General features: G+C 52.1%; 17 protein-coding genes. 8 read left to right on the forward strand and 9 right to left on the reverse strand.

Annotated elements, in window-relative coordinates; translation table 11 throughout:
- The first annotated feature begins 29 nt into the window (after positions 1–29).
- The 5 genes from ACYVK4_RS03835 (at position 30) to ACYVK4_RS03855 (ending at position 2,888) form a co-directional block, all read left to right on the forward strand.
- Positions 30–278 carry a hypothetical protein gene (locus ACYVK4_RS03835; RefSeq protein WP_461126163.1) on the forward strand — a complete coding sequence of 83 codons (249 nt, stop codon included), beginning with the start codon at positions 30–32 and terminating at the stop codon, positions 276–278.
- A 170-nt stretch (positions 279–448) separates the two neighbouring features.
- Entirely contained in the window at positions 449–2,116 is a 1,668-nt protein-coding gene (gene gldG / locus ACYVK4_RS03840) for a gliding motility-associated ABC transporter substrate-binding protein GldG (protein ID WP_461126164.1), read from the forward strand.
- A gap of 70 nt (positions 2,117–2,186) precedes the next feature.
- Positions 2,187–2,396, forward strand: coding sequence for a hypothetical protein (locus ACYVK4_RS03845; RefSeq protein ID WP_461126165.1), 210 nt, complete (start codon positions 2,187–2,189; stop codon positions 2,394–2,396).
- On the forward strand, positions 2,371–2,607 hold the full coding sequence (locus ACYVK4_RS03850) for a hypothetical protein (protein WP_461126166.1): 237 nt from the start codon (positions 2,371–2,373) through the stop codon (positions 2,605–2,607). Before ACYVK4_RS03845 ends, ACYVK4_RS03850 begins: the two co-directional genes overlap by 26 nt.
- A 53-nt stretch (positions 2,608–2,660) precedes the next feature.
- Positions 2,661–2,888: a DUF6169 family protein gene (locus tag ACYVK4_RS03855; RefSeq protein ID WP_461126167.1), complete on the forward strand. Its 228-nt coding sequence runs from the start codon at positions 2,661–2,663 to the stop codon at positions 2,886–2,888.
- A gap of 16 nt (positions 2,889–2,904) precedes the next feature.
- Here ACYVK4_RS03855 and ACYVK4_RS03860 read toward each other — a convergent pair whose 3' ends face one another.
- The 7 genes from ACYVK4_RS03860 to ACYVK4_RS03890 all read right to left on the reverse strand — a co-directional run bounded on the left by ACYVK4_RS03860 (position 2,905) and on the right by ACYVK4_RS03890 (position 12,098).
- A complete protein-coding gene (locus tag ACYVK4_RS03860) occupies positions 2,905–4,584 on the reverse strand; it encodes a complex I subunit 4 family protein (protein WP_461126168.1) in 1,680 nt (559 codons plus the stop codon).
- Positions 4,585–4,657: 73 nt separating this feature from the next.
- Complete coding sequence (locus ACYVK4_RS03865) at positions 4,658–6,565, reverse strand: NADH-quinone oxidoreductase subunit 5 family protein (RefSeq protein ID WP_461126169.1); 1,908 nt, start codon at positions 6,563–6,565, stop codon at positions 4,658–4,660.
- 58 nt (positions 6,566–6,623) lie between these two features.
- Complete coding sequence (locus ACYVK4_RS03870) at positions 6,624–7,235, reverse strand: 2OG-Fe(II) oxygenase (protein ID WP_461126170.1); 612 nt, start codon at positions 7,233–7,235, stop codon at positions 6,624–6,626.
- The gene (nuoK, locus tag ACYVK4_RS03875) at positions 7,232–7,543 is read right to left on the reverse strand and encodes an NADH-quinone oxidoreductase subunit NuoK (RefSeq protein WP_461126171.1); all 312 of its coding nucleotides are present in this window, start codon (positions 7,541–7,543) and stop codon (positions 7,232–7,234) included. The genes ACYVK4_RS03870 and nuoK overlap by 4 nt, the downstream gene beginning before the upstream one ends.
- Complete coding sequence (locus ACYVK4_RS03880) at positions 7,530–8,087, reverse strand: NADH-quinone oxidoreductase subunit J family protein (RefSeq protein WP_461126172.1); 558 nt, start codon at positions 8,085–8,087, stop codon at positions 7,530–7,532. The genes nuoK and ACYVK4_RS03880 overlap by 14 nt, the downstream gene beginning before the upstream one ends.
- A gap of 22 nt (positions 8,088–8,109) precedes the next feature.
- Positions 8,110–9,588: a 4Fe-4S dicluster domain-containing protein gene (locus ACYVK4_RS03885; RefSeq protein ID WP_461126173.1), complete on the reverse strand. Its 1,479-nt coding sequence runs from the start codon at positions 9,586–9,588 to the stop codon at positions 8,110–8,112.
- 104 nt (positions 9,589–9,692) lie between these two features.
- A complete protein-coding gene (locus ACYVK4_RS03890; RefSeq protein ID WP_461126174.1) occupies positions 9,693–12,098 on the reverse strand; it encodes an alpha-ketoacid dehydrogenase subunit alpha/beta in 2,406 nt (801 codons plus the stop codon).
- A 241-nt stretch (positions 12,099–12,339) separates the two neighbouring features.
- On the opposite strand from ACYVK4_RS03890, the gene ACYVK4_RS03895 reads away from it, so the two are divergent.
- The 3 genes from ACYVK4_RS03895 to ACYVK4_RS03905 all read left to right on the forward strand — a co-directional run bounded on the left by ACYVK4_RS03895 (position 12,340) and on the right by ACYVK4_RS03905 (position 15,277).
- The gene (locus tag ACYVK4_RS03895) at positions 12,340–12,792 is read left to right on the forward strand and encodes a DUF1573 domain-containing protein (RefSeq protein WP_461126175.1); all 453 of its coding nucleotides are present in this window, start codon (positions 12,340–12,342) and stop codon (positions 12,790–12,792) included.
- A gap of 312 nt (positions 12,793–13,104) precedes the next feature.
- Complete coding sequence (locus ACYVK4_RS03900) at positions 13,105–14,010, forward strand: prohibitin family protein (protein WP_461126176.1); 906 nt, start codon at positions 13,105–13,107, stop codon at positions 14,008–14,010.
- 118 nt (positions 14,011–14,128) lie between these two features.
- A complete protein-coding gene (locus ACYVK4_RS03905) occupies positions 14,129–15,277 on the forward strand; it encodes an acyltransferase family protein (protein ID WP_461126177.1) in 1,149 nt (382 codons plus the stop codon).
- Positions 15,278–15,468: 191 nt separating this feature from the next.
- Here ACYVK4_RS03905 and ACYVK4_RS03910 read toward each other — a convergent pair whose 3' ends face one another.
- Together ACYVK4_RS03910 and ACYVK4_RS03915 are read right to left on the reverse strand one after the other, a co-directional pair.
- On the reverse strand, positions 15,469–16,389 hold the full coding sequence (locus tag ACYVK4_RS03910) for an alpha/beta hydrolase (RefSeq protein ID WP_461126178.1): 921 nt from the start codon (positions 16,387–16,389) through the stop codon (positions 15,469–15,471).
- Between the two features lie 70 nt (positions 16,390–16,459).
- The gene (locus ACYVK4_RS03915; RefSeq protein ID WP_461126179.1) at positions 16,460–17,707 is read right to left on the reverse strand and encodes a serine hydrolase domain-containing protein; all 1,248 of its coding nucleotides are present in this window, start codon (positions 17,705–17,707) and stop codon (positions 16,460–16,462) included.
- Positions 17,708–17,774: the final 67 nt, after the last annotated feature.

A 17,774-nucleotide genomic window follows, 5' to 3' on the forward strand; every position in this document is an offset into this window, starting at 1 on the left:
CTTGCCTGAACTCTCACCTGATAACCACCATGACTGAACGCGACAAACAACGCCTTGATGAACTGGAAGTAAAAACAGCGTACTTACTCCAACGGCAGGATGAACAGGATTCCCGGATGACTCAGATCCTTGCCCGGCTGGTTTATATTGAGGCCTGCCAGCATCGGCTTATGAAACAACTCGGTATTGAGCCCAACAAATTAGACTCCGTTGAGACCGCTCAGGACGATGCCAAAGCCATTAATCTGACCGCCATTCCAGAGCAAAGACTCAACTAAAAACCCGTTGGCCATTGTATGTTCGTGCACATGGGTCCCTGTATGACCAACGGCGAACATGGCCCGTTAGGGTTGAGTAATGACCGTTTACCCATTACCCGATAACCGGAATGCCAGTCTGTTAGCGACACTAAAGACCATTTTGGCCCGGTTGTTCGTTACTGTTCCGTATGAAATCCGCTTCTCTGCGTACCCTGCTTATTATAGCGGCCCTGGTTGTCGTCAACGTGTTGTCGGCATTCGTGTTTTTCCGAATTGACTTAACGGAAGAAAAACGGTATACCCTATCGGAGGCTACCCAAAATCTATTGGCTGAGTTGCCGGACGACATCCACGTGGATGTGTATCTGACGGGTGATTTACCTCCCGGATTTAAACGACTGGAAAACGCCGTTCGCGAGAACCTGGACGAGTTTCAGGCACAGGCAGGCAAGACCGTTACCTACCGATTTATCGACCCTGCCCTCATCACCAATACGGAAGAGAAGAACAAATTCATTGATAAGCTGCAACAGAAAGGGTTATTACCGACCAATCTGTTTGCCAATGAAGGCGGTAAACGAACCGAGAAACTGGTCTTTCCGGGGGCTATTGTCTCCTACAAAGGTCAGGAAACCGCTGTTCAATTTCTGAAAGGCAACAAAACCGCTTCGCCCGAAGAGCAGCTCAATCAATCGTATGAAGGGGTTGAATTCCAGCTGGCGTCGGCCATTCGAAAGCTGACCCAAACGAAAGAAAACCGCCGACGCGTCGGGCTGCTTTACGACCATACACAGGTTCCACCCTCACGCTTCGCGGACCTGCTGGCCTCGGTACAACAGAATTACGATCTATTTTTAATTGACATGAGCAAACCCGGTCCCATTGCCGGGCTCGATGTCATGCTGGTTCCCAAACCGGATAAACCGTTTTCGGAAGAAGAGATTTTCAAGATCGACCAATACGTCGTTAACGGCGGCCGGGCGTTATTTTTTGTCGATGGACAGCGCGTCGACAGCGTCAGTAACGAAGGCACTTACGCCCAGCCCATCAGCCTGAACCTCGACGATTTGTTTTTTCGTTGGGGCGTCCGGCTCAACCGCGACGTGGTAAAGGATTTCTACTGTGCGCCTATTCCCCTCAACGTGGGCAACCTGGGCGACAAACCCAACGTACAACTGGTACCCTGGCGTTTTTATCCGCTACTCAACAATTTTGGTACGTCGGGTAACCCCATCGTCCGAAATCTTGACGCCGTATTAGCCCGCTTCGCCAGTACCCTCGACACGGTACGGGCACCGGGCATCAAAAAAACACCCTTGCTGTTAACGTCGGCGTACACCAAAGTGCTCAAGGCACCCGCGCTGATTTCGTACAACGAAGCCCGGCAGCAGCCCGACCCGAAAACTTATGACGAGGGCAACAAACTGATCGGCTGTTTGCTCGAAGGTAAATTTCAGTCGCTGTTTGCCAACCGGATCTTGCCGGGCGATCCTCGGGCAGCGGGTTTCCGGGCCGAAGGCGTGGCCTCCCGCATACTGATCTGCTCCGACGGCGACCTGATTCTGAATGATGTCGATTATAAACGTAACGCGCCCTATCCGCTGGGTTTCGACCGGTTCACGCGCAATACGTTTGCCAATAAGGATTTCGCCCTGAACGCTATTGATTACCTCATTGACCCAAACGGCGTTATTGCGGCCCGAACCCGAACGGTAACTCTTCGCCCCTTAGACAAGATAAAAGTAGACGCTAACCGAACGGGCTGGCAGTTGCTTAACTTACTCGGACCATTGGCCCTCGTTGGGCTGGTAGGCTTCGTCTGGCAGTTCGCCCGAAGCCGGAAATATGGTAAATGAACGGACTGGAGCGGCCAGTCGTTTTTATGATAGTTAACGCTATCTTTGTCTGACAACCAACTGATTACCCATGAAAACGAACCAGCAACCAACTGCGACGGAAGTCCCTTCTGATCTCGCCAGACACGAGCGTGCCATGGCCATCTTTAAGCGATTAATTGCCGATAAAAGGCAGGCCGAACAGGACATCGTCGATAACTTCCACACTGACCCGCTCATTCAGGCGGCTGTAGCTGAATTGAAACGTAGACGTGATGAACGAGGGACAGCAGCCATCTAAGTACGATTTTCTGTTTATTGGTGGTGAGCGAAATACTTACGCGTTTACAACAGATTTATTAATCATTTACGAAGTTCTGTTCAAACCAACGCCTTATTTATTTGGCGAGGGCTTCGTCTTATTCGATGAAATTGTCGAGCTGGTGATCAAAGTGGCCAATAACCCTCTTGATAGACGGCCACCTTTTGATGCGCTTGTTGCCCGACCGTAGCCGCCATCATCCGCGACTTTTATGACAAAAGCAGTCTAACGATCACCATTTTCATGTGTGACACAGCCGACAGAAAGCAGGAAGTCCGCTGGCGAAAATTCAATAGCTGGTATGAGCATTTTGCTGCTACCGATTACATTCGAATCGATGATTCCTTTCAGGACAAGCAGGAAGAGTTGCTCTATCGTTGCGCTGTAATTGCCAAAAATGGCAACCCGTATCTGCGCGAAGTTGGATTAGCGTTTATTGACCTTATGGCTGATTTAAAGAGGGGCAAATAGACCCATTACAGCTTCCTTACTCCACGGAGAACTTCACCAGCCACTGTGCCACGGTTACGTTTGTCAGGTCGAAAATAAAATTCGGGAACAACCCCAGCAGCAAGGCCAGTACGCCCAGCGGTATCAGCATAAGTTTTTCGCGGGCGGTGAGGTCGTTCAGGGTGGCAGTCAGGCCAGTGCCGGTTTCAAACGGACGAACCCAGAGCGGCCCGAAGAACATCCGCTGGAGGGTCCAGAGAAAATACGCTGCCGCCAGCAAAATCCCCGTTGTGGCAACCGCCGTCAGCCAGCCGGGCAGCCAGTCGGATTGAAAGCTGCCCATAAGGGTAAATAACTCACCCACGAAGCCAGAAAAGCCCGGTAAGCCCAGCGAGGCAAAGAACGCAATGGCCGTCAGAGTTGTGTAATTCGGCATGGGCTGCATAAGGCCCCGGTACGAATCGATGCGCCGGTCGTGGGTGCGGTCATACAACACTCCCACAATCAGGAAAAGCATGGCCGACAATACCCCGTGGCTTACCATCTGATACACGGCCCCGTTGATTCCTTCGGCCGTGAGCGAGGCAATGCCCAGCATTACAAAGCCCATGTGCGACACCGACGAATAGGCGATCATTTTCTTTAAATCGACCTGTGCCAGAGCATTCAGTCCACCATACACAATGGACAATACACCCAATCCGGCCAACGCCGTGGCGTATTCGGCCGCTCCATCGGGGAAGAAATTCCAGGCGATTCGCAGAAAACCGTACCCCCCAATTTTGAGCAACACCCCCGCCAGCACCACCGATACCGGCGTCGGCGCTTCTACGTGTGCATCGGGCAGCCAGGTATGCAGCGGCACAATTGGGAGTTTAATGGCAAAACCAATAAAAATGGCCCAGAACGCCAGCATACGGGCCGGAAGCCCCAACACAACAGGCTCGACTGCCGGATTCAAAAACGCATTGGGTAGATAGTTCCCACCATCGGCCAGGTACCGCATATCGAAGGTGTGGACGATCTGAGCGGGGTTTATCTGCCCATTCCGGAGATAAACCTGTAACGTTCGCACCAACTCGTCCGTAGCGGCCGATGGGTCGGCGATGATACCAGCAGCCACTGCCGTACTGATGGGGTCCATGACAGACAGGTACAGGCCGATCATGACCAGTAAAATCAGCAGTGACCCTAACAGGGTATATAGGAAAAACTTGATGGACGCATATTCGCGCCGGGGACCGCCCCATAAGCCGATCAGAAAATACATCGGCAGGAGCATGAACTCGAAGAACAGGAAAAACAGGAAGAAGTCGAGGGCAACAAAACAGCCCATGATCGTGCCCGTCAGCAATAAATAGAGCGAATAGTAGGCTTTGAGCCGGTGCGTCATCGACCAGGACGATACCACGCCAATCAGCATGACCACCGCCGACAATACGACCAGCGGGAGGCTCATGCCATCAACGCCGAGCAGGTAGTCGATGGAAGCAATGCCCAGATTACCCAATGGCAGCGTAATCCAGTTAGCCTGTTCGAGCAACTGGTAGCCGCCCACAGACTTGTCGAAACCCCCATAGGCCATCCCGGCCAGCACCAGGTCGGCCAGTGTTACGGCCAGGGCAATCCATCGGCTTTGCGTGCTCCGGCTTTCGGGCAGCAGAGCCACCACCAGCGAACCGATTAACGGAATAAAGATCAGTAACGAAAGAATCATATAGCTATCTGGGCCAGACTTCTGCCTGACCTTTGGTAAACACGGACCAGACATTAAGTCTGGCCCCGAGACACTAAAGCAACCACCAAAGCAGCACCAACAAACCAATCACAGCCGCCGTGATATACGACTGCACTCGTCCATTCTGGATAGAACGGGTCACCTGCCCCAACTGACCCGCCAGCCAGGCCGCCCCATTGACGACACCATCGACGCCCAGACGGTCAAAGCCGCTGGTCAGATGCGCCAACACGACGCCACCTACCCCGGCACCGTTAACCATTCCGTCGACAATCCGATGGTCGGCCCGATTGAGGAACGCGGCTAAACGTACCGTTGGCTTTATCACCAATACATCATAAAAAAGGTCTAGAAAGCCGTAATCAAGCGACAGGCGAACATAACTGGCAGAAGCTCCCGGCTCGCGCATCCGGAAACCTGCCCAGCCGCCCAGCAAAACGAGGGCGATGGATACCGGAGCCAGCCATACAATATCCGCTTCTTCACGAACGGGGATAAGGTTAAAGAACCAGCTGCTATGCCCGGAGAGCGGATTAGCCGAGAACCAGACCCATACGGAAAGGCCAGCCAGCAGTACAACCGGTCCACGCATATACCAGTCAGGTTCATGTACCTGCGGTAGTGGTACTTCGTCATTCCGATAAGTGCCAAAGAAGATCAGCCGCCATTGCCGGGCCATATACAGGGCGGTCAGGCCGGATGACAGCAACAACAGGCTTGGAATGATATACGCCAGCCCATGATTCTGGGCAGCCGCCCAACTGAAAGCCCCGCCCAAAATAGCTTCCTTTGACAGAAACCCAGCGAAGAAAGGTAACCCTGACAGGGCAGCAGCACAGATCGTGTAGGCAACAAATGTAGTTGGCAGGACTTTGCGTAAAGCGCCCATGTGCCGCATATCCTGGCTATGCACCGCGTGAATGATGGCTCCTGCACTCAGGAATAAACCTGCTTTGAAGAAGGCGTGGGTGAGCAAATGAAATAGAGAACCTCCCACATTATCGGTCCCCATACCCGCCACCATCAATCCAAGTTGCGACACCGTCGAAAAGGCCAGCACTTTCTTAATGTCAGTTTGGAACAGGGCCGAGTACCCACCCCACACGGTTGTTATCGTACCAATCACGGCCACCACCACCAGGGCGTCGGGCGAGAGAAGTGGGTGAATGCGGGCCAGGAGGAAAATACCGGCAGCCACCATCGTAGCGGCATGCAGTAAAGCTGACACAGGCGTTGGCCCTTCCATAGCGTCGGGGAGCCAGGTCAACAGCGGAAACTGGGCTGATTTACCTACGCAGCCCATGAACAGGCATAAGCCCAGAGACGTTGGCAGAACGGCCTGCCCGCCAATCGTTGCCAGCGTAGCGAAATCGAGCGTATCGTAATAGTAATACGTCAGGAAAATACCAATCAGGAAGCCAATATCGCCCACCCGATTCATCATAAACGCTTTTTTGGCTGCTTTAGACGAAGCGGGACGTTCGGCATAAAAGCCGATGAGTAGGTAGGACGCCAGACCTACCAGTTCCCAGAAGGCATACATCACCAGCAGATTACCGGCCAGAACAATGCCCAGCATGGCCCCGACGAACAATTGCAGATAGGCAAAATAGCGCCGTAATTTAGGTTCGTCGTGCAGGTAGGACAGCGAATAGATCTGCACAAGCAGGGCCACAAAATGCACCAGCACGAGCATCAGAGCCGCCAGCGCATCGAGCCGTAAACTAAACGTGAACGACGCTCCCGACAGCGTTGCCCAATCGGCTTTCACCAATACCGGCTGATGGGGTAAGGTAATCGCTAAAAATAAAGAGAGGGCCAGCCCAACACTCGTGAACGAGATCGCGATAAAACCAGCCGTTCGGCGGGATGCCCCGGTCAAGACCAGGAACCCCGCAAAAGGCAGTCCCAGCAGGGTAGCCATCAGCACAGAAATCAGTTGGGGGGCATTGGCGAGCATTCGTCGTTCGTCAGAATTGGCCGCAAATATCCCGATTATCCTTTGCGGAAGCAAACGTCTATCCTGACGTTTTCAACCAACCTGTCACACTAAGTCGTTCGTGGGTGGCGGGTAATACTTCGTGCGGCAGTATATCACTCTCAAAACAAACCAGCCGTCCACCTAAAGGCGAAATGGTAATTTGCCGCTCTGCACCATTTGTGACGCCCGGCAGATAGAGAGCCAGCTGTCCTCCATCGGCTTCATGCCAGTCGACATTCAGGTAGCAGATCACCGATAGTTTCCGACGCGAATCACTTCTAAATTGATCAAGGTGGCGCTTGTAGAAGGTACCCGTTGGGTATACGGCATAGTGAAACTCAACATCGCGCAGGCCCAGGTAACAGGTTTGGTTGATGTATGTCATAAACTCACCGATCCGTAGCAGAAAAGCAATTTCGGCGGGTATTGTTGGCATCTCGTCCAGCCACAGGATTTCGTCGCCCCGCACAGTATATTCAACCGACACCTGCTGGTTGCCAATACCAGCGGCCTTAAACGTGCCCGCGTCATAGCGCAAATGCAACTGACTGGCCAGAGCGGCCACTTCGGCTGGTGTTATAAAATTATCGGTAATGCCGTAGCCATCCTCTAAAATACCCTGGATGATCGTCTCGAAGGTATCTGTCAATTATTGAGTTCGTTCAACTCATCCAGTTGTGCTGTGCGGAAATGACGATAAACCTGCAAAACAATGGCCAGCGCAATGGCCGATTCGGCCGCAGCAACGACCATCACGAATAAGCTGAGCATTTGCCCCTGTAATCGGTCGGGATCATACTGGCTAAAAGCAACCAGATTGATATTGACAGCATTAAGCATCAACTCGATGCCCATGAGCACCACAATAGCATGGCGTTTGAGCAGGACCACCGCCAGCCCGATACTGAAGAGGGCCGCGCCCACCAATAAAAATAAATGACTGTCAACGGGTTGCATCCTGGGAAGGTTTAGTTTGTGGAGCGGCTAGATAGGTAGCGCCCACAAGGGCCGCCAACAGCAGAATACCCGCAATTTCGAACGGCACGACATACTCGGTCATGAGTTGTTTGCCAATGGTGGTCATCGTGCTTTGCCAGCCAACCGGCCGGCTCAGTAACGTAAAATTAGCGCGCACCAGTAATGTGCTGAGGCCGACAAACAAAGCTCCGGCAACGAACACAGCCGTTACCCACCCCAATGCGGCACTGGATCGGTATTGGGATACGATGCGGTTGGGCTGCTCGCTATTGGCGTTGGTCAGAGGATCGGGTTTATGCGTCAGCATAATACCGAAAATCACCAGCACCAGTACGCCACCCACGTATATCATGATTTGCGCAATGGCCAGGAAATCGGCACTCGCCAGAACAAACAAACCAGCGACACCGAACAACGTCAGCAATAGGAAAAAAGCCGCGTAAAGGACATTACGGGTCAGCAGCACGGCTAATGCGCCACCAATTGTCAGCGCCGAAAAGGCATAAAAAGCAACTTGAACCACTATTTTCTGGGACTAGGATGTATTAGGCAGCTGTTTCGTCGTCTGATTTTGGTTTGGGCTTCATCGTGGGCCGAAAAGCGGGTTTGGGCTTGGGCGGCTCAACGACCGGTGCCACGGGCTTTTCTTCCGCAGAAGCCGTCACGGAGGCATCCGGTTCGGCTGTAGGGCTTTCTTCGGCCGGTTTCGGTGGTGCCGAAGCGGGCTTCATCGTCGGACGGAAGGCCGCCGGTTTGGGCTTCGGTACATCAACCGGCTCGTCTGAAGCAGGCTCGGCCGGTTGAGCAGGCTTCATCGTCGGACGAAAAGCGGCCGGTTTAGGTTTTGGTGCTTCGGCTTCTTGGCCCGGTGTAGGCTCAGCCGCTTTGGCAGGCTTCATGGTCGGCCGGAAAGCCGCCGGTTTGGGCTTAGGTGCTTCGGCAGGTTCAGCAGCAGCCGGTTCGGCCTGCGGCTCCGTCACAGCCGTTTGGGGCGGCTTCATCGTAGGCCGGAAAGCAGGCTTAGGCTTGACAGGTTCAGCGGCTGCCGGTGCCTCCTGCGTTGGCTCTGGCTCAACCGCCTTAGCTACCGGCGGTTTCATGCTGGGTCGAAAACCAGCGGGTTTAGCCGGTTTTACAGGCGCTTCCTGTTGCTCAGCGGCATCAGATGGGGCAGTTAGCGAGGCATCCGTCGGCACATCCGTTACCTTCGTCGCGGGTTTTTGCGTTGGCTTAAACACCGGTCGTTTGACGGTTTCCAGACCGCCCTGCGCAATCTGCTGCATCTCGTCCGGCGTGGCATCTGTCAGCGGGTGTTCGATGGATGACCCTTCGGAATTAGCGGGCTCGGTGGGTGGGGTTGCCGGAGCACTCGGTTTAGCCGTTGGCCGGAACACAGGCCGTTTTGCTATAGCGGGGGCGTCGGCTGTGGCGGGCGTTGCGGCTGCCTTAGCGGCCAGTTGGGCGGCTTTAGCTTCTTCCTTTTCCCGGACAAACTGCTCATACAAGGTTCGCTTTTCATCGGCCTCTTCCGGCGTCAATTCAGAAAAATGATACGTGAGCTTCCCCAGATCAAATTCACTGTAATCGAATTTCTTGTCCATTGTCAGGCACTCGGTCGGGCAAACGACCGTGCATAGGCCGCAGTAGCAACATTTGGCCATGTCAATGTCAAATTTAGCGGCATACAACCGAATGGGCGATCCATCCGACGCCCGCCCTACTTCCTCCGTGGCTTTGATCGCGTCGATGGTAATGCAGTCGACGGGACAAACCTTAGCACATTTATCACAAACGATGCAGTCTTCAATTTCATTACGCAGCCGATAGCGTCCATTGTCGGGAATGGGCAACTGTTCGCTGGGGTACTGAAGGGTTACCAGACCATTCTGTAAATCGAAATAATTGGCATCGGCAATACCCTCGGGTGTCCGGCGTTTGGTGGCATGCCGAAGGTGACGCAACGTAAGGCTCAATCCTTTTATCGTTGTTCGAATCCCTGATCGTATGTCTTTGAAATAGGACATTTTAAAAAGTGAAAGAACGAAAGAGCGAAAGAGTGTAAGATTATTATCGAGGATCACTCCGATCCGGCAACCCGACTTCGCTCTTTCACTCTTTCATTGTTTCGCTATATTTTTGGAAACCGGTCTGGTTCGGCCTCGCTCATCACGGCGTAAACGGTCTCGATTACGTCATCAACGTTTGGCTTTGAGAAATAATCCCCGTCAGAGCCATAAGAAGGCCGGTGCGCTTTAGCCGACAACGTTACCGGTGCCGAATCCAGGTAGCGATAAGCACCCTGCCCTTCTACAACCTGCTGCATCATATAGGCCGATGCGCCACCCGGCACATCTTCATCCGCAAAAATTACGCGATTGGTCTTTTTAATGGAGTCAACGATACACTGGTGCACATCGAACGGCAGCAGCGTTTGTACATCGACCACTTCAACCTGTATCCCCATCGTGGCCAGCTGAGCAGCGGCCTCCATAACGATGCGGCACATGGACCCGTAGGTCACTACGGTCAGGTCTGAGCCGGTACGCAGTATCTCCGGCACACCCAGAGGCACACAGAACTCATCCAGGTTCGCGGGCAGCATTTCCTTCAGCCGGTAGCCATTCAACGATTCGATCAGCAGGGCCGGATCATCGCCTTTAATAAGCGTATTGTAAAAACCGACTGCCTGGGTCATGTTGCGCGGCACCAGCACATGCAGGCCGCGCAGGCTTCCCAACATAGTACCCATTGGGGAACCCGAATGCCAGATACCTTCCAGACGGTGCCCGCGCGTGCGTACAATCAGGGGCGCTTTCTGACCGCCTTTCGTCCGGTAGTGCAGGGTAGCCAAATCATCGGTGAGGGTGGCCAGGGCGTAATAGACATAGTCGAAATACTGAATTTCAACGATAGGCCGAAGGCCGCGCATTGCCATACCGATGCCCTGACCGATAATCGTTGTTTCGCGGATGCCCGTATCGGTAATGCGTATCTCACCGAATTTTTCCTGCAGCCCGGCAAAACCCTGGTTCACATCTCCGATCTGGCCCACATCTTCGCCTAAGGCGACGATTCGGGGATCGCGGGTAAAGAGACTATCGAAGTAATGCTGAAGCAGCAAATAGCCATCGAGCATCGGGCTGTCGTCCGTAAACACGGCTGGCACTCCCTTTACACGCATCGGCGATTCGGGCGACTGACTATATAAATGGGAGCTAAAGCGGTCGGTATTTTCAATATTTGTCCGGCTGAGCCAGTCCTTCAATCGCTGCCGTGACGTTCCGGCATCGGCTCGCAAAACGCGCAGCGCTTTCCGAACAGCAGAGACAGCATCGCGCCGTACGGGCGAGAATGTTTTGCGGAGCTCTTCCCGAATGGCCATCAGCTCGGCCGATTTTGCATGATGCCGGGCCGTTTGCTGAAGCAAATCCAGCGCATCGTTAAAATCATTTTTCATGGAGGACTGATAAGCCTCCCACGCACTCAGCCGGGCTTTCTTAGCTGCGTCTTTGGCATCTTTTTCAATGCTTTCCAGCTCATCCGCAGTGGCATAGCCATTTTCCAGGATCCACTGGCGAAAGACTGCATTACAGTCATGTTCAGCCTCCCAGTTCAGGCGCTGCTTCGATTTATATCGTTCGTGCGAGCCCGAGGATGAATGTCCCTGTGGCTGCGTAAGCTCCTGCACATGGACCAAAACCGGCACGTGTTGTGTCCGGCAGATGTGCGCGGCCTGCTGATAGGTTTCCCGTAAAGCCGGATAATCCCACCCCTTAACGGCAAAGATTTCCATGCCTTTTTCATCACCCTCGCGCTGGAAACCGGCCAGGGCTTTCGAAATACTTCCTTTGATCGTCTGGTATTCGACCGGCACGGAAATACCATACCCATCGTCCCAAACCGACATCAGCAGTGGTACCTGTAAGACACCGGCCGCATTCATGGCCTCCCAGAACATACCCTGTGAGGTCGACGCATCGCCAATGGTAGCAAAGACGATTTCATTACCATGGCGCGAGAAGTTCGTCAGCTCGCCCAAAGCGGGATTATTTCGAAAAAGTTTGGAGGCATAAGCCAGCCCAAGGGCACGGGGCACCTGACCCGCCGTGGGCGCTATATCGCAAACCGAGTTAAAGAGTTCAGTCTGGTTACGCCACAGCCCCTGTTCATCCAGCCAGCGCGTGGCAAAATGGCCATTCATGGACCGGCCCGCGGTATTGGGCTCAGCGTCCAAGTCAGTATGTGCATAGAGCTGCGCAAAAAACTCAGTCCAGCGAAGTTCGCCGAGCGCGGCTACAAATGTTTGATCACGGTAATAGCCCGACCGGAAATCGCCCCGGTCAAAGACACTTGCGGCAGCCAGCTGGGCCAATTCTTTGCCATCACCAAAAATGCCGAACTTAGCTCTGCCCCCCATCACATCACGCCGACCCAATAAGCTTACCTGCCGGCTTTCGCAAGCCAGGCGATAATCTGATAAGATTTTTTCACGACTCAAAATATCAGTCGAGCGGAGTTGTTCGTTTGCTATCACAACAGAGCTACGGATTGGAATTGTCTAACAATCAATTTACCGATGAAGTAGCTGGTAGCGGACCCGCCGATTACCAAGCGAAAGTAAAAGTAAGCTAAAACAAGTCAGCTTTCAAAAAAACGATTTTTTGAGTTTATTTGTTGACCGAATGAAAAGCATAACATTTTGGCAAACTGTTTGCTACGGGTATAGTTCGTAAGGCCTAGTATTTTAAAACCAAACCATAATTCCGTTTATTCTGATGAAAAAGTCTTTTTCACTTTTCGTAGCTTTGTTCATGTTCGTTGCTGTCAGCTACGCCCAAAAGGGAGTTCTGAAATTTACAAAAGAAACGCACGATTTCGGCAAAGTTGAGCAAGGCAAACCCGTTACCTACGTATTCGAATTCAAAAATACGGGTACAGATCCAGTTGTCATCAATGACGCACAGGCTTCCTGCGGCTGCACCAAGCCAAGTTTCTCGCGCGAGCCAATCATGCCAGGCAAAACCGGATCTATCTCGGCAACCTATAACGCGGCTGCAGCTGGTCCATTCAACAAATCAGTAACGGTAACCAGCAACGCTGAAGCCGGCCAGGCCGTTCTTTACCTGAAAGGTGAAGTCGTTTCTGCGGCTGCCGCTGCTGAAACAGCTGCGGCTCCAGCTCCGGCTGTAGCTCCTGCTAAGAAGAAGAGCTCAAAAACTTCACGCTAATCTACTGAAGGGTTAATAGTGTGGTTAAGAAAGGCATCTGGTAGTGTACCGGATGCCTTTTTTTTGTGCCTAAATATCCATCATCAGGCCCGGCAACCGATTGACAAACCCGGCGCCCGTTCTTCCGATTTCCTTACTTTAGCAATTGATTATCACCTACTTTTGCTTCGTCTTCTGACCGTCACTTCTCCTATGACTCCGCCACAGCGCTAACACATCCGGTTTTAGCATTACACCACGTTTCTGTCTTAATCTAACCAGCTTTAGCCTGCGTTCTGTAACGTAGGTCACTAGCTATTATCCACCTGAACTATGTTTTTTATTGTCCTTGGCTTTTTGGCGCTTGTCGCTGGATTCGCCATCAATACCCCTGCGTTAACGTTTTCACGCTTTTCGCGCCCTGCCAAAGTTGTTGGCCTTATCCTGATCGTTCTGGGTCTGCTCACGTCGAGCATACGACAAATCGATGCCGGACAAGTTGGCGTTATATCGCTCTTCGGTAATGTGAGCGACCGCACCCTGAATTCCGGTTTAAATTTTGTCAATCCTCTGGCCAACGTAACGGAGTTTAACCTGCAAACCCAGAACTACACTATGTCGGCCTCGCACGACGAGGGACAGAAGTCAGGCGATGATGCGATCCGGGTGCTTACCGCCGATGGGTTGGAAGTCGTCATTGACCTTACGGTCCTGTATCGGGTCGTAGCGGCCGATGCTCCAAAAATTTACAGCCAGATTGGTACGGATTATACCGATAAGGTTGTTCGTCCCATTACCCGCACGCGTATCCGCGACAATGCGGTTTATTACGATGCCGTGGCGTTGTATTCGACCCGGCGCGACGAGTTTCAAACCCGAATCTATAAGACGATCGAAGCCGATTTTCAGAAACGGGGGCTTATGCTGGAGCAGTTGCTGATCCGGAACATCGATTTGCCCGCTTCCGTCAAGAAAACCATCGAGTCGAAAATCAATGCCGAGCAGGATGCCCAGAAAATGCAGTTCGTGCTGCAGAAAGAGAAGCAGGAAGCCGAACGAAAGCGGGTCGAAGCTCAGGGCATTGCCGATTACCAGCAGATCATTTCTACGGGCCTGAGTGATAAACAGCTCCAGTATGAGCAGATTAAAGCACAACGCGAACTGGCTGCGTCGCCCAATGCTAAAATCGTGATTATGGGAAGCCGGGGTAATGTGCCTCTTATCCTGAACGACAAATAAGTCTGTAGACTGGCAAAAGTTGCCCTTATCCATTAAAAAGAGGCTTAATCAAACCGTGTCCGGTTGATTAAGCCTCTTTTTATGCCTATTCTTGTTCTGCCTCCCGCTTTATTAGTCTATGCAGAACGAAACCTCTACTCTTCAGGAACCAGCCCTTCTTCAACCAGCCCCAGTCCGGCGTCTTTTATCGCTCGATGCGCTGCGGGGCTTCGATATGTTCTGGATTATGGGCGGAGAAGAAATTTTTCATGTGCTGGCCAAAACAACCGGCTGGACATGGGCCATTTTTATGGCTGACCAATTTACGCATGTCGACTGGAATGGCTTTCGACCCTATGACTGCATCTTTCCTTTGTTCCTGTTCCTCGCAGGGGTCTCCACGCCTTATTCGCTCGGCAGTCGGCTGGCCAAAGGAACCGACAAAGGCCTGCTGGCCCGCAAAGTCATCACACGCGGGCTGATTTTAGTAATTCTGGGCTTTATTTATAACAACGGCCTGTTTACAAAACCGCTGGCCGACATGCGTTTTGGCAGCGTACTGGCCCGTATTGGCCTGGCAGGTATGTTTGCGCAACTCATCTATCTCTACGTCCGGAACGAACGGGCCCGGTACGGTATCTTCGTTGGCATCCTACTCCTCTACTGGGCATTACTCAAGCTGGTTCCGGTACCCGGTTTCGGGTCCGGAAATCTAACCATGGAAGGAAGTCTGGTGGGTTATATTGACCGGCTATTGATGCCTGGCCGACTGCATAAAGTTGTTCACGATCCGGAAGGCCTACTGTCTACCTTACCCGCCATCTGCACGGGGCTGCTGGGCATTTTCGCAGGCACCGTACTGCGTAAACAAGGTCTCCCGGATTCCCAAAAAACGCTGAGACTCGTTTTGGCAGGTATTAGCTGTGTGGCAGTAGGCTGGCTATGGGACCTGGTCTTTCCGGTGAACAAAAACCTCTGGACCAGTTCCTTCGTGTTGGTTGCCGGGGGCTGGAGCCTATTGATCCTAAGTTTGTTTTACTGGATCGTCGACGTAAAAAACAGTCGCTGGTGGACGTTCTTTTTCATTGTCATCGGCATGAACTCCATTCTTATTTACCTGGCCGAAACAGTGATTGACTTCGAATACGCCACCCATTTTCTTTTCTGGGGCCTGCTGCATTTCTTTAGCGAACCCATTCAGGCCGTGGGTGGCGTCATTGCTTATCTAGCCGTAAAATGGGCGTTTCTGTATTTTCTCTATATAAAGAAAACGTTTCTACGGGTTTAGGGTATTGAACACAGAGGGCTGGAGATCTCTATTGATTTCAAGCGTTTGTTCGCGTAATCACACAAAACAGAAAATTTTAACCACAGAGGCACGGAGAGCACAGAGATTAAAGCCATGTTCGTTTGGCAGTTAATCTCTGTGCTCTCCGTGCCTCTGTGGTTAATCAATTTATTTTAGTCAAATACGCCTGTTTATTTAGCGGCAATCAGGCTGGTCAACCACGCCTTACAGGCTTCCGGCCAGGTGTTGAGCGACCCGAACTTCGCCGTTCGGAGCCCGAAACCATGGCCTCCGGTTGGGTACAGGTGCATTTCGGCAGGTACCCCATTTTTCAGGCATGATAGGTAGAAACTGATGCTGTTTTCAACGGGAACAGCTTTGTCATCCTCGGCATGGACCAGAAACGTGGGCGGTGTTTGACTGGTCACCTGCAACTCATTGGAATAGTAGGCAACCATGTCAGGCGACGACGCCAGTTTACCCAATAGGTTATTCCGCGAACCACCATGCGCCTTTTCGCCAAAGGTGATAACGGGATATAGTAAAATGGCAAAGTTCGGCTTAGCCTGCTCGTTCGCCTTAGGTCCTTTATTATAATGCGTGGCAAGGGTAGAGGCCAGGTGTCCGCCCGCCGAAAAACCCATCACCCCAATCTTGTTCGGGTCGATGCCATAACGGGCTGCACTTTGGCGAATTAACAGCATTCCCTGCATGGCATCCATCAGCGGTACCTCCTGCTGGTTGGTCATGATGGCCGGATTCGGTAAGCGGTATTTAAGCACAAAAGCCGCCACGCCCATCTCATTAAACCAGCGGGCCACATCCGACCCCTCGTGGCTGGCAGCCAGAATACCATACCCTCCACCCGGACAGATCATAACAGCCGCACCAGTGGCTTTGTCATTTGAGGGCAGATAGGCCGTAATCGTCGGCACGGATACATTACTGATACGCAGAATACCATTCGCATCGGTTTCCGATTTCTCGGTGATCTGCGCCCCCGCAATAGCGTTGGGAACAGCCCCATCGTGCCAGAGTTTGGTTATTTCCTGCGATGAAGCAACTTGAGGAACGGCAGTGGCCAGCAGCATACTAAGCAATAAGGAACGCATGGAGAGAAATTGCTCCGGGAGCAGCATTTACGTGTAAAACAGAAAAAGCCGACCTTCCGGTCGGCTCTACTCATATTTCCACTTCGCTTTCGTCGGCAGATACTTTTGAGGGACTACCACTATGCAAAACCTCGATCAGCTCTTTCACCTGATAAACCGTTGTATTGTACCGATTGCCAAGGATAATGATCACGTATTCGTCTTTCGGACTAAACCAGAACATGGTATTGTAGCCTTTCCACCAGCCGGAATGGTAGATGTACTCGGGCTGCTTGGTATCGTTCAGCATCATCCGGAAGCCATATCCATAATTCTTAGCGCCTTTTTTCTCAAAGCTGCGGGGAATAAAAGCCTCGGCGAGCATTTTCTTAGGCAACAGACAGTCGCCATTCAGCGCCCGATACCATCGAAACAGATCACCAGTGGTTGAATAGATGCCTTTATCGCCCACCACGTCATCATAATAATCTTTTGGAATCCGTCGATTCCATTGATAGCCCGCCGTTCGATGGTGGTTGATGGAATCGTTTTTCGTAGTGGCCACAAATGTCTGGTGCATGCCCAGCGGCTCAAATATATTCTTGTGGATGAAGGCCTCGTAGCTCTGGCCGGTGGCTTTTTCGATGATCGACGCCAGCACCATGTAGTTCGTATTGCTGTAGCTGAAGCCCCGGCCGGGAATGTTATAAGGCTTGGGAGTTGGCTTTACCGTAGCGAACCAGTGCATAATGGTTGCGTTTGACGGATACGGCTTTTCCCGCTTATAAAAATTCACCTTCATGCTGTCGTCAAAGGCATACTGGTAATTCGGCAAGCCACTGCGGTGGCTTAACAGATTGCGAACCGTGATGCCATGATACGGGAAATCGGGATAGAACTTCTGGATGGTATCATCGAAAGAGATTTTCCCGGCTTCAATCAGTTTGAGCGTACCAACAGCGGTGAATGTCTTGGATAAAGAGGCTAACTGAAACTTGGAATCATCGACGAGTGTGTCGCGCTGGTTGCGTTCAAAATGCCCTAGGCCAAAGCACTTTTTGTAGAGCACCATGCCTTTTTGTGCCACCAGAACATTACCGTTCAGGCCACCCCGTACCTTTTGCCGGAAAATTTCCTCGATTTTTCGGGTTTTCTCATCGGCGTTTATCTGCTCCCGGATGGCATTTTGCTGAGAAGTGGTCAAACTCTGCTCATCCGCGCAGTTCCGCAACGCACGCGCCGACTGATTGAGGTTCTTCTGGTCCTGCCCGCAGGATACGCCTACACCAACTAGTACCAATAAACTAACCCAACTCCAGAAGCGATTCATCTGCACCATCCAAACCCACCAAATTAATTGTACTGTTACTATATAAAATAAGATCTAACAAAAATAGTTGTTGTAC

Source organism: Spirosoma aerophilum, from assembly GCF_054782495.1.

Coding starts and splice junctions, on each gene's coding strand:
- ACYVK4_RS03885 (WP_461126173.1), bottom strand. CDS start 9,588: ATGTCCTATTTCAAAGACATACGATCAGGGATTCGAACAACGATAAAA.
- ACYVK4_RS03900 (WP_461126176.1), top strand. CDS start 13,105: ATGTTTTTTATTGTCCTTGGCTTTTTGGCGCTTGTCGCTGGATTCGCC.
- ACYVK4_RS03850 (WP_461126166.1), top strand. CDS start 2,371: ATGAACGAGGGACAGCAGCCATCTAAGTACGATTTTCTGTTTATTGGT.
- ACYVK4_RS03855 (WP_461126167.1), top strand. CDS start 2,661: ATGTGTGACACAGCCGACAGAAAGCAGGAAGTCCGCTGGCGAAAATTC.
- ACYVK4_RS03910 (WP_461126178.1), bottom strand. CDS start 16,389: ATGCGTTCCTTATTGCTTAGTATGCTGCTGGCCACTGCCGTTCCTCAA.
- ACYVK4_RS03845 (WP_461126165.1), top strand. CDS start 2,187: ATGAAAACGAACCAGCAACCAACTGCGACGGAAGTCCCTTCTGATCTC.
- ACYVK4_RS03865 (WP_461126169.1), bottom strand. CDS start 6,565: ATGCTCGCCAATGCCCCCCAACTGATTTCTGTGCTGATGGCTACCCTG.
- ACYVK4_RS03860 (WP_461126168.1), bottom strand. CDS start 4,584: ATGATTCTTTCGTTACTGATCTTTATTCCGTTAATCGGTTCGCTGGTG.
- ACYVK4_RS03905 (WP_461126177.1), top strand. CDS start 14,129: ATGCAGAACGAAACCTCTACTCTTCAGGAACCAGCCCTTCTTCAACCA.
- nuoK (WP_461126171.1), bottom strand. CDS start 7,543: ATGCAACCCGTTGACAGTCATTTATTTTTATTGGTGGGCGCGGCCCTC.
- ACYVK4_RS03915 (WP_461126179.1), bottom strand. CDS start 17,707: ATGGTGCAGATGAATCGCTTCTGGAGTTGGGTTAGTTTATTGGTACTA.
- ACYVK4_RS03895 (WP_461126175.1), top strand. CDS start 12,340: ATGAAAAAGTCTTTTTCACTTTTCGTAGCTTTGTTCATGTTCGTTGCT.
- gldG (WP_461126164.1), top strand. CDS start 449: ATGAAATCCGCTTCTCTGCGTACCCTGCTTATTATAGCGGCCCTGGTT.
- ACYVK4_RS03835 (WP_461126163.1), top strand. CDS start 30: ATGACTGAACGCGACAAACAACGCCTTGATGAACTGGAAGTAAAAACA.